The sequence below is a fragment of the Enterococcus italicus genome, from assembly GCF_023743875.1.
GTDB classification, from domain to species: Bacteria; Bacillota; Bacilli; order Lactobacillales; family Enterococcaceae; genus Enterococcus_G; species Enterococcus_G italicus.
This window is the reverse complement of record NZ_JAMRVB010000001.1, coordinates 1,282,293-1,295,580: the sequence shown is the minus strand read 5'-3', so window position 1 is coordinate 1,295,580 and position 13,288 is coordinate 1,282,293. Positions and strand designations below refer to the sequence as shown.

General features: G+C 37.9%; 14 protein-coding genes and 2 pseudogenes. 10 read left to right on the top strand and 6 right to left on the bottom strand.

Going from position 1 to position 13,288, the window contains the following annotated elements:
* The first annotated feature begins 156 nt into the window (after window positions 1-156).
* The 7 genes from NE257_RS06270 to NE257_RS06240 all read left to right on the top strand — a co-directional run bounded on the left by NE257_RS06270 (window position 157) and on the right by NE257_RS06240 (window position 6,315).
* Window positions 157-624, top strand: a complete 468-nt coding sequence (locus tag NE257_RS06270; RefSeq protein WP_007207918.1) for a PTS sugar transporter subunit IIA — start codon at window positions 157-159, stop codon at window positions 622-624.
* Window positions 614-895: a PTS sugar transporter subunit IIB gene (locus NE257_RS06265; protein WP_007207919.1), complete on the top strand. Its 282-nt coding sequence runs from the start codon at window positions 614-616 to the stop codon at window positions 893-895. The genes NE257_RS06270 and NE257_RS06265 overlap by 11 nt, the downstream gene beginning before the upstream one ends.
* Before the next feature lie 504 nt (window positions 896-1,399).
* Window positions 1,400-2,011, top strand: a complete 612-nt coding sequence (locus NE257_RS06260; protein ID WP_007207920.1) for an SIS domain-containing protein — start codon at window positions 1,400-1,402, stop codon at window positions 2,009-2,011.
* A 13-nt stretch (window positions 2,012-2,024) separates the two neighbouring features.
* Complete coding sequence (gene dapA, locus NE257_RS06255; RefSeq protein WP_251886026.1) at window positions 2,025-2,927, top strand: 4-hydroxy-tetrahydrodipicolinate synthase; 903 nt, start codon at window positions 2,025-2,027, stop codon at window positions 2,925-2,927.
* Between the two features lie 2 nt (window positions 2,928-2,929).
* On the top strand, window positions 2,930-3,556 hold the full coding sequence (locus tag NE257_RS06250) for a bifunctional 2-keto-4-hydroxyglutarate aldolase/2-keto-3-deoxy-6-phosphogluconate aldolase (RefSeq protein ID WP_251886025.1): 627 nt from the start codon (window positions 2,930-2,932) through the stop codon (window positions 3,554-3,556).
* Window positions 3,557-3,580: 24 nt separating this feature from the next.
* A complete protein-coding gene (locus NE257_RS06245; RefSeq protein WP_251886024.1) occupies window positions 3,581-5,665 on the top strand; it encodes a BglG family transcription antiterminator in 2,085 nt (694 codons plus the stop codon).
* Window positions 5,662-6,315 (top strand): HAD family hydrolase, encoded by a 654-nt coding sequence (locus tag NE257_RS06240; protein WP_251886023.1) that lies wholly within the window; start codon window positions 5,662-5,664, stop codon window positions 6,313-6,315. Before NE257_RS06245 ends, NE257_RS06240 begins: the two co-directional genes overlap by 4 nt.
* 60 nt (window positions 6,316-6,375) lie before the next feature.
* On the opposite strand, the gene NE257_RS11780 is transcribed toward NE257_RS06240, so the two are convergent.
* The 4 genes and pseudogenes from NE257_RS11780 to dld all read right to left on the bottom strand — a co-directional run bounded on the left by NE257_RS11780 (window position 6,376) and on the right by dld (window position 10,022).
* Window positions 6,376-6,759 (bottom strand): alpha/beta hydrolase family protein, encoded by a 384-nt coding sequence (locus NE257_RS11780; protein WP_251886022.1) that lies wholly within the window; start codon window positions 6,757-6,759, stop codon window positions 6,376-6,378.
* Between the two features lie 167 nt (window positions 6,760-6,926).
* A pseudogene (tnpA, locus tag NE257_RS06230) lies at window positions 6,927-7,175 on the bottom strand (IS200/IS605 family transposase); the annotation flags it as partial.
* Window positions 7,108-8,145, bottom strand: coding sequence for an IS30 family transposase (locus tag NE257_RS06225; protein WP_420871138.1), 1,038 nt, complete (start codon window positions 8,143-8,145; stop codon window positions 7,108-7,110). The gene NE257_RS06225 and the pseudogene tnpA, both read right to left, overlap by 68 nt.
* A 197-nt stretch (window positions 8,146-8,342) precedes the next feature.
* Entirely contained in the window at window positions 8,343-10,022 is a 1,680-nt protein-coding gene (gene dld, locus NE257_RS06220) for a D-lactate dehydrogenase (protein ID WP_251869259.1), read from the bottom strand.
* A gap of 186 nt (window positions 10,023-10,208) precedes the next feature.
* Between dld and NE257_RS06215 the strand changes: the two are divergent.
* A pseudogene (locus NE257_RS06215) lies at window positions 10,209-10,568 on the top strand (transposase); the annotation flags it as partial.
* A 205-nt stretch (window positions 10,569-10,773) separates the two neighbouring features.
* On the opposite strand, the gene NE257_RS06210 reads toward NE257_RS06215, so the two are convergent.
* Together NE257_RS06210 and NE257_RS06205 are read right to left on the bottom strand one after the other, a co-directional pair.
* On the bottom strand, window positions 10,774-12,042 hold the full coding sequence (locus tag NE257_RS06210; protein WP_251886021.1) for a PTS ascorbate transporter subunit IIC: 1,269 nt from the start codon (window positions 12,040-12,042) through the stop codon (window positions 10,774-10,776).
* 22 nt (window positions 12,043-12,064) lie between these two features.
* A complete protein-coding gene (locus NE257_RS06205; RefSeq protein ID WP_007207934.1) occupies window positions 12,065-12,343 on the bottom strand; it encodes a PTS sugar transporter subunit IIB in 279 nt (92 codons plus the stop codon).
* A 291-nt stretch (window positions 12,344-12,634) separates the two neighbouring features.
* Between NE257_RS06205 and NE257_RS06200 the strand changes: the two genes are divergently transcribed.
* Together NE257_RS06200 and NE257_RS06195 are read left to right on the top strand one after the other, a co-directional pair.
* Window positions 12,635-13,036, top strand: a complete 402-nt coding sequence (locus NE257_RS06200; RefSeq protein ID WP_251851815.1) for a (deoxy)nucleoside triphosphate pyrophosphohydrolase — start codon at window positions 12,635-12,637, stop codon at window positions 13,034-13,036.
* Window position 13,037: 1 nt separating this feature from the next.
* The coding region (locus tag NE257_RS06195; RefSeq protein ID WP_477181462.1) for a phospholipase D-like domain-containing protein at window positions 13,038-13,288 on the top strand (251 nt) is incomplete at its 3' end.

Below are 13,288 nucleotides of genomic sequence, written 5' to 3'. Positions count from 1 at the left end.
AGTTGAAAATAATTAATGAACTGTCATAAATTAAGGTCACAAGTGAGTACGACAAAAGTCCAACATTTGTACAAGGATGTCCAAAATGCGTGCCAAAAGTTGATTGAATAAAAGGAAACGATTTCTTAAAATGGTAATGAAAGGAGGAAAGCGATGATGAAATTGCAGTCAGTCGATGAGTCGTTAATCCAAATAGATGTAGAAGCAGAAAATTTTGAGGATGCGGTTCGAAAATCAATGGAGCCTCTTGTGGCACAAGAATACGTTAAACCAAGCTATGTGGAAAAAATTCTCTCTATTTATCGTGAAACGGGTCCGTATATCGTGATTACCACGCATATTGCCTTGCCTCATGCAGACAGTGAAGCGGGAGCATTAAAGATGGGGATAGGATTTACCAAGCTAAAACACTCAGTTGTTTCTGGTAATGTTGCGAATGATCCTGTGAAGTATCTCTTTCCATTAAGTGCAACCGACAGCACAAAACATATTCAAATGTTATCAAAATTAGCCGAGTTATTAGGCAATCCTTCATTTGTTGAAGGCTTAGATACGGTGACATCCAAAGAAGAATTTATTGCATTATTAACTAAATATGAAGGGAATGAGCAACATGATGCATAAAGCATTAGTCGCATGTCGTGCTGGAGTTGGTTCTAGCTTGATGTTAAAAATAAAAGTCAACGAAGTAGTTAAAGAAAATAATCTTCAATTAGTTGTCGAACACTCATCTCTAGATGGATTAAATGGGTTTGATGGTGATATGGTTATTACCTTAATTGATGTGGCACAAGAATTAGAAGAAAAGAAAGTTCCGTATAAAGTTGTGGGTATTCGTAACATTGTTGACAAAGAAGAAATTAAGACGAAGTTACTAGAAGCATTAGCAGAGTAGGGGGTATTCTGGCGTTGCTCAAAAAAAGAGCCTTCTTTGCAAAAAAATGTGCCAAAGAAGCAAAAAAACACTGGAACTCGCCAGATATCCTGCAATTCATCACCATCGAAATTCTTCGTTTTTAACTTAGCATTGTTAGGCAATAAGTGAATGGTTATTCACTATTCGTCGTTTCTGTCATTCTTCTCTTTCTTTGCTATTCTCAGGTGGCACGAAAGAGAAAAAATGTTCAACTAGTGGTTGGCCTAGTGCTAGCACAGTAGAATGAAAAGGTTATCAGCAGATCCAGTGAACGATTTCCTATTCTTAGGAAATCTGTGTAAAGGAAACCCTTACCTTTTCTGATTATACCATAATTCCAATCTACCACAATTGGTTTCTGCTGATTTTTGGAGTAGGTAAAAATAAATTTATAGCGACGATGGATAGAAACCATTGCCTTTCACGACTGAATAACAAATAGCAGATAAAGCGATTGATTCAATCAAAAGGGGGTTCTTTCTCGTGAATGAACAAGCATTAAAAAATTATACACAGCATATTGAAACTGAAGTGACACAATTTTTAAAAAGTATTGATGAAGAACAATTAAATCGTGCGCGTCAATTGATTGGTGCTGCCAAAGAACAACACGGTCGTCTCCATATCACTGGAATCGGAAAACCAAGCCATGTCGCGGAATATATGTGTGCACTGTTTTCTTCCACTGGAACACCGTGTTATTTTTTAGATGGTACTGAAGCAGTCCACGGTTCAGCTGGCCAAGTATTGCCAGAAGACGTAGTGATTGCCATCTCAAATAGTGGCAATACCATTGAACTACGCAATACCGTTGAAGCCTTACAACGAATGGGGGTAAAAATCATTTCGGTCACAGGTAATCTTTCTTCTTGGTTAGCAAAAAATACAGAAGCTGTTTTATTTGCTGGTGTGCAAAATGAAGGTGATGACACAAATAAGCCACCACGACTTTCGATTGTTGCAGAAATCATTGTTCTACAGTGTCTGTCGATTCTTTTACAAGAGGACACAGCATTTACAATGGAAAAATATGCAATGTGGCATCCGGGTGGTGCGCTAGGTGCTCAAGCACGCGAAGAAATTGGACATGCCTAAGGGGGAAAAAGACGTGAGACTAAAAGGAATTATTACCGCAATGGCTACACCTATTGATGAAAATGGAGATATCTCTGAAGAAAGAGTGAGATTATTAGCCAATCACTTGATTGAAAATGGTGTGGCAGGCCTTTTCGTTTTGGGAACAAACGGGGAATTTTACAGCCTAACCAAAGAACAAAAATTAAGCTTAGCAGAGTATGCAGTCAAAGCAGCTGCTGGTCGGGTACCGGTATATGCGGGTGTTGGTGGTATCAGTACGAATGAAGTTGTAGAATTGGCCAAAGAAATGGCAACAAGAGGTGTGGATGCATTATCTGTTATTACTCCTTACTTGATCCATATAACACAAGAAGAGTTGATTCAACACTATGAAACAATTGCCGATGCGAGTCCATTACCAATTATTTTGTACAATATTCCAGCTAATACGCAATTAAATATCGAACCAACAACCGTTGGGCGGCTAGCAAAACATCCTAATATCATAGGGATGAAAGACAGCAGTGGTCATTTAGATCAAATGGAAACGTATCTTGCGCTAGTCAAAAAAGAAACGTTTGATGTTTTAGTAGGGTCGGATTCTCGTATTTTGAAAGCTCTTCAATTGGGAGCAACAGGTGCAGTAGCCGCAACTTCTAATGTATTGACGAAAACTGATGTGGGGATTTACGAAGCTTTTTTAGCAGATGATATTGAAAAAGCAGAACTGTTACAAGAAAGTATCAATGCATTCCGCGGTGTATTGAAACTTGGCAGTGTGCCTGCTGTTTTGAAGGAAGCATTAAACATGATTCAACTACCTGTGGGTAAACCCTGTCTACCTGTTCAACCGGTAATCAACACTGAGGACCGTGCTAAAATCAGAGAAGTTTTGGTTTCTTATCAAGAATCGGAAGGATTTGAGGTGAAATAATAATGGAAAAATTAACAACACTGAATCGCATTCATGAAGAAAAAATTATGGCCGTTGTGCGGGTGGAAACATTTGAACGCGGATCAGAAATTGTGGAAGGCTGTCTGGCAGGTGGAGTTAGTATTTTAGAAATTAGTTATACCAATGCCAATGCAGGTGAAATCATTCAACAATTAAGCCAAGCTTATGGAGACAAGGTATTATTAGGAGCAGGAACAGTACTGGATGCACCAACGGCACGTGATGCTATTTTACGAGGCGCGAAATTTGTGATTGCTCCAACCTTTAGTGCAGAAGTCGCTCGCCTTTGCAATCGCTATCAAATTCCTTATATGCCAGGATGTACGACCATGACGGAATTAGTTGAAGCACTAGAAGCCGGTGCCGATATGATTAAGGCTTTCCCAATCTCAAACTATTATGGCCCATCCTTAGTCAAAACCATTAAAACGCCGCTACCTTATGTCTCAATTCTTTCATCAGGAGGCGTAACATTGGAAAATGTTGACGAATGGGTTGAAAATGGGGTAGATTGCATGGGTGTGGGAAGTCTTTTGACAAAAGGTTCCAAAGAGACAATTGCTGCCAATGCAAAAGCTTTGCGGATAGCTGTTGAGAAAGCAAAGTAATAATAACGAAAGGAAGTGGGAACGATGCTTGATCGAAAATCGGTCTACATCATGAAAAAATGTGTTGAGGAAAAAGAGGTATCCCTCAATCAACTCATCCAAATGATGGACTTGTCAAAACGACAAGTATTGTATGCCATAGAAAAAGCCAATGAATTTTTAATCGATGCATCCGTTGCCCCACTTCATTTAGAAGGACGATTTCTTTCGCTATCAACTGAAACCAAAGACTATATTGTCCAATGCTTTTTAAATCAAACTATCTACCATTCTTATTTGCTAGATGGTCCTGAAAGAGAAACCTATATTTTCTTAATGCTGCTGTATCGTTATGAATCCTATGTAACTGTTCCGCATTTTTTGGATACGCTTGAAGTTGGAAAAACGACATTTCTTCAAGATATGAAGCATTTAGAAGAAACACTCGCAAATGAGAACATCGCCGTATTGAATAATCGGACCATCGGCTATCATTTGGCCGGTGATGAATGGCAAATTCGGGCTTTACTGATGCGCAACATTTTGATTGATTTTAACCAACCAACGGGCAGTTTTTTGTATGACTACTTCTTATTTCATGAAAATATTGCCGACTTTGATGGTCTGCAAAAAAACGTGGCCGATTTGCTTAAAAAATACCATATTCAACTGGTAGAAAATCGCCTACGTGAGTTTTGTTATACCTTTCAACTATTGCTTCCACGCTTAGGAATTGCCAATCAAATCTCAAATAAAACATACCATCTTGAATTTTTTCATCAAATGAAAGAATATGATTTGGCAACCGAGTTATTAGCCACGTATCAAATTGAAAATGAAGAGGCCAAAAAATACATTTGTTCATGGATTTTGAGTTTATCTGTAGGGAATGTTCATGAACAAACCTTTGATCGTTCAATTATTTTGGAAATTGTCACAAGGATGACCAATCGTTTCGAGTTATTGTCAGGTATTCGTTTTACGGATGAGGAAAAAGTGATTGAAAAACTATATGGGCATTTTCGTTCCGTGTATTATCGCTTGTTTTTCCGTATTCCGATTATCAATTATTTTACAGAACGAATTCAAGCAACCTACCGTGATATGATAAAAATTGTCGAGGAAGTGTTGAAACCAATCTCGGCACTTTTCGAAGATCCGATACCGGAAGAAGAAATTGCTTTTTTGACCATGCACTTTGTTGCGGCCATTCATCAATTTGAAGAAAAGAAGTCAGCTGGCAAAAATGTAGGAATCGTTGTCTGTCCGAGTGGTATTGGAAGCTCAGCAATTGTTTTAAATGAACTGAAATCGCTCTTTCCAGAGTTCGTTTTCTTAGGCCCTTTTGATACGGACATTTTAGAAACAATTCATGAAGAGTATGACTACATTTTTTCAACAGAGCCCAATGTGCGTTTGTATACGGCCAACAAGCCAGTCTTTATTGTAAACCCAATTTTGACACCAGCTGAGCGTTATCATCTGTTGCGAAGCGTATATGCAACAACTCAAACGGCGATGCTTAGTTTTCCGAAAATCTCGGATTTGATGTCAGTGATTGAAAAATATGCAACAATCAAAAATCGCAATCATCTCGAAAAAGAACTGTCGGAACTGCTGATTAATGAACCTGTGCAAAAAGATGTTGTCTACGAAAAAGGCGAGTTGAATCTTTCAGATGTTTTAAAGAAAGCATTCATTCAATTTCATTTACCAGCAACGACCTATGCACAAGCAGTTCAACAAAGTGCTGCCCCGCTACTGACTGAAGGGATTGTTACAGAAAATTATTTGGCTGAAATTATTCATTCAGCAGCAGAGCGGAAAAGTTGGATGATGATTACCAATGGAGTAGCTTTGCCTCATACCAAACCAATGTATGGAGCCAATGAAATTGGGCTAAGCTTAGGGGTTCTTGAAACACCCATTCTTTTAGAAAATGGTCGTAAAATGCGCTATATGATGGTGTTATCTGCCGTGGACAACCAGCAACATTTAAAAGCCATTGCGCAATTGGTCCATTTTTTAGAAGACGGTGCATTCTTTGAATTATTGCAAACAACAGATAATCCTGAAACTGTGTTTGCCTATATTGTAGAGCATGAAAAAGGAGTAGGTGAACAAGGGTGATTCAATTGGTCATATTTGATATGGATGGCGTGTTAGTTGATTCGGAACGTGTCCATTATGAACGGCGTAAACGGTTTTTTCAGCGGCATCAATTCCAACTAACAGATCAACAACTAGATAAAATGGTTGGTTCCAATGCCAATGATATTTGGCAAGCGTTGATTCCAGCAGACACAGAAAAACGAGAACACTGGTTAACCATCTATCGCGAAGATGTGCGAGCCCATTTGATGGACTATCAGGCAATCTGTGATGCACAAATGATTCAATTTGTTCAATGGCTACATCAAAAAGCGATTGCCTGTGCTTTAGCATCTTCTGCTCCTCGTTTGTTGATTGAAAAATGTTTGGCGGATATTGGGTTAACGCAAACATTCGATGCAATCTTGTCTGGTGAGGAAGTAGCATTTAATAAGCCAAATCCAGATATTTATTTAAAGACCATTGAAAAATTTCCGCAGATTCCTAAACACGATATTTTGGTGATAGAGGATTCAACTATTGGCATTGAAGCCGCAAAAAAAGCAGATTTAACTGTAGCTGCAAAAGAAACATCCTTTACCAAAAAAGTCAATATGGATCAATCGCAGGCGGATATTCGATTTATTCAGCCAGAGGAATTGGAGCATCATTATTTTCAAGAAAATTAATCTATGACAAGCAATAGAAAAGTAGGTAAAAGATCATGGAAGCATGGTCTTTTTTTTGTATCAAGAAGATAAATGAGCAGCTAAGTTAAGTGACCTACAGCTGAAAAGCCCGCGACGACGATTTTTTCTGGATCCACTGTGAATTCCATCGCATGTTGACGGACATAACGGACTAAATGAGCCAATTGGCTGCTTTGGATAAAATGACTCAGCATCAACGCTATATTGCAAAAGGAATGCTTGATACCCTAATGCAAGCATCTGTATAGCTACGGGTTCAGACTCACGAGGAGAAAGGCGATGGTAACCACCACCTGGACAAATGATTATAGCTGGACGCCGGCGATTAGGATCAATTTCTGGGATGGTGTCCATCACGTATCCCATTGCATGAACGGTAAGCTTATTTTGGGTATCTTCCATAGCGATAGGTAAAATTTTCATTGTAGTAGTCTCCTTTTAAATCATAACCACCCTTCAAAAGGGTGGTTTGCTCTGAGGCTATAAGCCTCTGCTACTAGCCAGCGTCTCAAGGCGCTGGCTTTCACCTTGTTCAATCCACATTGGTTTTGTCACTTTTGCTATCTCTAAAGAGACAACTCTATCACTTCTTAACCCTTAAAAGGGTCTTCATATTCTCGAACACTCAACTTATCTAGTGCTATATCATGTTTTTCCTGTTATTGAATATATTTTTTGATGGTCGCTTCATTAAGACCAACTGTACTCACGTAGTATCCTTCCGACCAAAAATGACGCTTACCAAATTTGTATTTTAAGTTTGCATGCTTGTCAAACATCATCAACGCACTCTTTCCTTTCAGATACCCCATAAAACTTGACACACTTATTTTTGGTGGATGCCGATTGTAAAATTAAGCTAGACAAATCATCTTTTGCTACGTAACTCAAAAATATTCCCAATGGCGTTTGATAGTTTAATGATTTTCTAGGGATATGATTTCGTTTTGATGCTACAGATTGAATAAAAATTTCGGATACACCATTAAAATCCATAGCTTTATATAAACCATCTTTACGTAATAATCCATTCGAGTTTTCGTTTAATCCTCGTTGAGAAGGTGTTCCTGGATCCGCGAAATAAATAGAAATATCATTGACATTACTGATATTTTTCCAATTAGAAAATTCTTTCCCACAATCAAACGTAATTGATTTAAATAAGTGTTTTGGGACACAACGAAACCATTGATTCAGCCTATTTTCAATGTCTTTAGCCTGTCTGCCTTCGGGTTTCAAGGTAATAATGACTTTAGATAGCCGTTCAACTAATGTGATAACCGCGCTTTTATGTTTTCCACCCACGATAGTGTCACCTTCCAGGTGACCAAATTCATGATCAAACTGGGTATAGTCTGTCTTTCTGTCTCGGATTGAACGGCGAAACGCTTGTTTTCCTCTTTTTTCTTTATGACCGTTTGGTTTTCTTTTTCCCTTCATTGGTAAATCGTGAGTGTCAAAGGTTTTATCTTTAAACATTCGATACAGTGTACGTACCGAACAAGCAATAGGGAACTCCGCTCGACCAATAAGGACATCCGGAGCCCACCCTTGAGCCACCTTTTTTTGAATGTATTCCTGTTGCTCATCTGATAATATAATCGGATGTCTTCCGCAGTTATGTTTGTTTTTCTTATATTGTTTATAGTAGCTCATTGCGCTTCTACCAGATTTAAGAAAATGATAGACCTTATAAATAGTTTGTCGAGAACGTTGTAACAGATTGGCTACTTTTGAAACAGGTTGTGATTGATTGAAATAAGCTTCTATCATTACGAGTTCATTTGATGTAAGATGGGTATAGGTTATTTGTCTTCACTCCTTATAATTCTTTTGCGGGAACTATCTCGAGTGTAGCACAAATGACTTTTTTATTTGTCTAGCTTAATTTTACAATCGGCGATCTACCTAAAAATAAAACATTCACATTACATAGTCCCTAATAAAAAAATAACCGATGAATCGACAAATGACGATAACGGTTATTTTTTAACAAACTTTTTATTTTAGTATTCGCCCCAATATTTAGACATTGTTTGTTTACCAACGCCAGGGTTGAAACTATTAGTTGGATCATTTTTCTTATAGTGCTTGATTAAGGCCGGTGCTGCCAAATATAGATGCCCAACATTATGTTCGGCTGGATAAACAGCGTGACGCTCATCCAAAATTTTAAGCATTTCTTTTTTAAGTTCATGCGCATCGACGCCAGGTTTTAGAATATAATCCTGGTGCATAACGTGATCAAGTAAGTGACCATAATAAATTTTGTGTTCTATTTTGTCTTCAATCTCTTTAGGCAAATGCTCGAACCAATTATAATCATTACTTGCCAACGCGATATCTAGTGGCAAAATGTCAATACTATCCTGTTTTAATTCTTGATATCGAATCGCAACCCCAGCTGTTACATAGCGGTGAGTTGCCGCTTTACTGGTCTCATTGGCATCGGCTTCAAAGTAGTCGCCACTGGCTTTGTCAAAATAAGATTTGAGATACTCTCGCGCTTCTTCAATACCATTACCAGCCATTTTCAATTGTAGGTAATGGTCGTACTTTTCGTAATAATCATCTAACCGCTTTGGCATTTGATTAGGAAATAAATTACTTAATGTTTGAAGCAAACGATCTGGGAAATAAGGTTTGAAAAACGGAATGTGCTTCAAAAAGCGTTCGCCCCATGCTTTTAGCGCAAACATTTGGGGCAAATGACCCGTACCAATTTTTTCAATCACAATTAGTGAGTCTTTACCATATTTCTTAGCTAATTTATAAGCATTTTTATGCATATATTCACCAGAAACAGGCAATTCTTTGAATGTCGTCATAATATGGCGACGAATATCTTCCAACTCATCGGGATTATTCGTTCCAATGTAAAACGTTTGTGTTTTTTTATCCATTGGGAATGTATCTAAGCGGACAGCCAATGCCGCAACGTGACCGGACGATCCAGATACTTCATACAATTGTTTAGGATTTGCATTGTATCGAATAGGCTTATTAGATTCAACGTCACGCACAACCTGTTCATGATGGAACATTGAACCATGATGTTCAGTAGCTGGTACTTGATTCAAATCAAAATTGCGGTTCTGCAAATTAGTAATAATCTCTTCGGGCGTTTTGCCCAAATCAATGCCTAAATGGTTAACTAAGTGCATTTCGTCATGTTCATCAATCCAAACATACAATGATAGCTCTGTATAAGCTGGACCTCTTCTGATCAAAGCACCACCAGAATTGTTGTTAATACCACCAATGACCGATGCACCCAAATTAGATGAGCCAATGACTGAATGTGGTTCACGTTTAAGTGGTCGCAATTCATTTTCTAAGTGAAACAGTGTCGTACCGGGGAATGCTAGCACTTGTTCCCCATTATTGATTAACTGTAAATCTTTAATTTTCATGCCGTTCACAACAACTGCAGAACGGTCATAACCTGGGGCTGGTACGGATCCCTCAGTCAAACTAGTGTTGGCTGCTTGCATAATAATGATAATATTATTATCATGCAAAACATTAAGCACACGCCACATTGCCATTAAAGTGGTTGGAAATACGACTGCAACTGCATCGCCCTCACCTGAGCGGTACCCTTTCCTAAAACGTAAAGATTTTGCTTTGTTAGTAATAACATTTTTTTTACCAACAACATTGACTAGTTCTTCGACTAAGTCCATATTAACTTCTCCCCTCTATAACGTTTGTAAAAAACGTTTTAATCATTACGCTCTCAATGATACGCTTTTTTTGATATTTTGGTTAATAGATAGATTGTAAAATTAATCCGACGCTGTTCGGACAAAAAAGATCAGCTTCCTTTAAAATGGTGTTTACCACAAACACATCTTTTAGGAGCTGATCTTTTGTCTAGTATAACCTATTCTGAACGAATTAAAATCGAAACCTTTTGTGAACTAGGCCTGTCCAATATCCAAATGAGCAATCGCCTAAAACGATCACCTGCCACAATTTCTTATGAATTAGCTCGATGTGAACCTTACCAGGCCGAAGTGGCCCAAACAGATGCCGAATACAAGCGGTCACGATGTGGCCGAAAGACTAAATTGAATGACAAATTAAGGCAAATAATTTTAAACCATTTACGGCTAAGTTGGTCACCAGAAATGATAGCTCACGAATTTAAACTAGCGACTAAATCAATTTATAATTGGTTAAATCAAGGGGAAATTGAGTTTTCTTTAAATGATTTGCCTGAACATGGCTTCCTTTCGTTAACAATATGGCCTGAACAACTATATTTTAACGCTTAAGAAGAGATTTTTTTGTATAACTTTTTATCTTCCACCCGCATAGCAGGTGGTTTTTTGTTTCGCACGCGTTGCGAGCTCAACCGGGTCTAAAGACAATAAGAAAAAAGGAAAAGAAGCGGGGTACACTTCTTTTCCTAAAATCCATTGTTGGAAAAATTTAACCGCCAATATGGAATATATTTAGAATACCATTTAATAAGTTACCGATGACGTTGTAGTCGATGTTCGGGAAAGTTGATCCTTGGATACCAAGTGAACCGTACACTGGGTAAAGAAGCACTGGTAAGAATGCTAGTAATAAACCAACAACAAATGATCCTGCGACAGCACCACGCCAACCACCAGTTGAATTACCAAATACGCCCGCTGTACCACCTGAGAAGAAGCAAATGTGGGCTGCTGGAATGATGACTACTGGGAATTTGAAAAGAACCATTATTAATACACCTAACAAGCCAGCTGCATAAGATGAGATGAAACCAACGATAACAGCAGTTGGAGCGTAAGGGAATACAGTTGGTACGTCCAATGCTGGACGAGAATTTGGAATAAATTTTTCAGAAACAGCTACGAAAGCTGAAGTGATTTCTGATAAGAACATCCGAACCCCTGTCATCAAGATAGACATACCGGCTGTGAACGTAAAGGCTTGAATTAGAGGGAACACTAACCAATGAGTGCTACCTGCTAGCTTTTTCACTTCAGCAGGACCAGCTTTAAGTGCAGATACGTAAAAAAGAACTAACATAACAATAGCTACGCCCATTAAGAAATCACGGAAGACAGACAACCAACCAGGGAAATTAATATGTTCTGTTGTTTTGTCTTTGTGTTTTTTGAAAATTTTGCCAATGTAACCAGACAATGCATACCCAACCATGTTAAAGTGTCCGATTGCTTGCGCATCGCCACCAGTTATTTTTCGCATGAATGGTTGACAAAGTTGTGGAAGTGCAGCTGATACGAATCCTAAAATTAAGCCACCAATGATAATTGCAGGAATATCTGCGATTTTGTGCGCTTTTAAGATCAATGAAAGTACACACGCAAAGAATAAACTATGTCCAGTTGTGAAGAAAATATTCTTAAATGGTGTAATACGAGCAAATACTAAGTTCATCACGAACCCTAAAATTAAGGTACAACTTGTAACAAATGCAAACTGTGATTGGGCTAAGGCCGTCGCTGCTTCAGGTGAAGCAACAACCCCAACAATATGGAACCCTTTTTGGAACATCGTGTTGAAGTTTTGTAGTGCGCCAGTCATGATGGACCCACCAGAACTAAAAATCATAAAACCGATGATTGTTTTAAATGTCCCAGTCATTACTTCAGTGCCTTTTTTCTTTTGAGCTACTAACCCAATGAAGGCAACCAACCCGAGTAAGACTGCGGGAGTGCTTAAAAAACTAATTGTAAAAGCCATGAATAATTACTCCTTTCTTTGATCAACCTTGTAATGCTGCATCTAGTTTTTCTTTGATTTCTTTTTTGTCCATTATATTACGAATGCCAATAATTTTTTGTGGAATCCCTTTTTGTTCTAGTTCTTCTGCGACATCAATTAACGTAATGACCATATCTCCATCAAACCCATTTAATCCATCCAATGATGAATGTTCCACTTGAATAGGATATTGATTTTCTTTCACGACTTCATTTACTTTAATCTTGAGCATCAAACTTGATCCCACTCCTGCTCGGCAGGCTACCAATGCTTTGTGCATCTCCTTTTCCTCCTTTCTTCAATCTTCAGTAGAGGATTCAACTTCCTCCTCACACCTTTATTTTAGAGAATGCGTTTTCAATTCACAATGGACATTTGGTGCTTATTTTGAAAAGAGAAAAACAAAAAGTGAACTTAAAGGAGAGCGAATGAAAAAGAGATGCCTAAAGCAAAATGATAGTAACGAAAATCTTGAAGCAAATCCATATGTGTGATCTAATTATTATAATTAAAAAAGTACGTAGAAAGATTTAAGCGATAAACACATGGGCGATGGAGGCGTTGCAAGAAGATGAAAAAGGAAATTAATGTCGTAGGCGCTGTTTTGGTTAAAGATAATAAAATTCTATGTTGTCAAAGGGGACCTGGTAGAAACTTGGCTCATTTATGGGAATTTCCCGGTGGCAAGATAGAGACTGGTGAAACGAAAATGGGAGCCCTTGCTAGAGAATTAAAAGAAGAATTAAAAATTTCTGTTTCCATCGAAAATACTGAGTTTGCGTTTTGCCAATTTGAATACGATTTTGGTGTTGTCAATCTCACAACTTTTGTTTGTCACCTTATTCATGGAGAGCCTAAATTGACGGAACACGTTGCAATTAAATGGTTGGCATCAAAAGAGATAAAAGAGCTAAATTGGGCACCCGCTGATTTACCAACTGTTAATAAAATAGTACATGAAGGAATTGGATAGTATGGATTTTTTAACTAATGCATTACAAAAAGCTTTTGTTGATAAGTCAGTGATCAGTGAAAAACTAAATCCGAAATTTATTATAAATGATCCTGAAAAAAATACTTACTTTTTAACACTTCTTCAAAATGATTTGACTAAATGCTCTTCTTTTTTTATTTCTGTTGCATTTATAACTCAAGCAGGTTTAGATGCTATAAAAACACAAATGGCTGATTTGGCAAGCAGGGGTATTTCTGGAAGAATATTAAC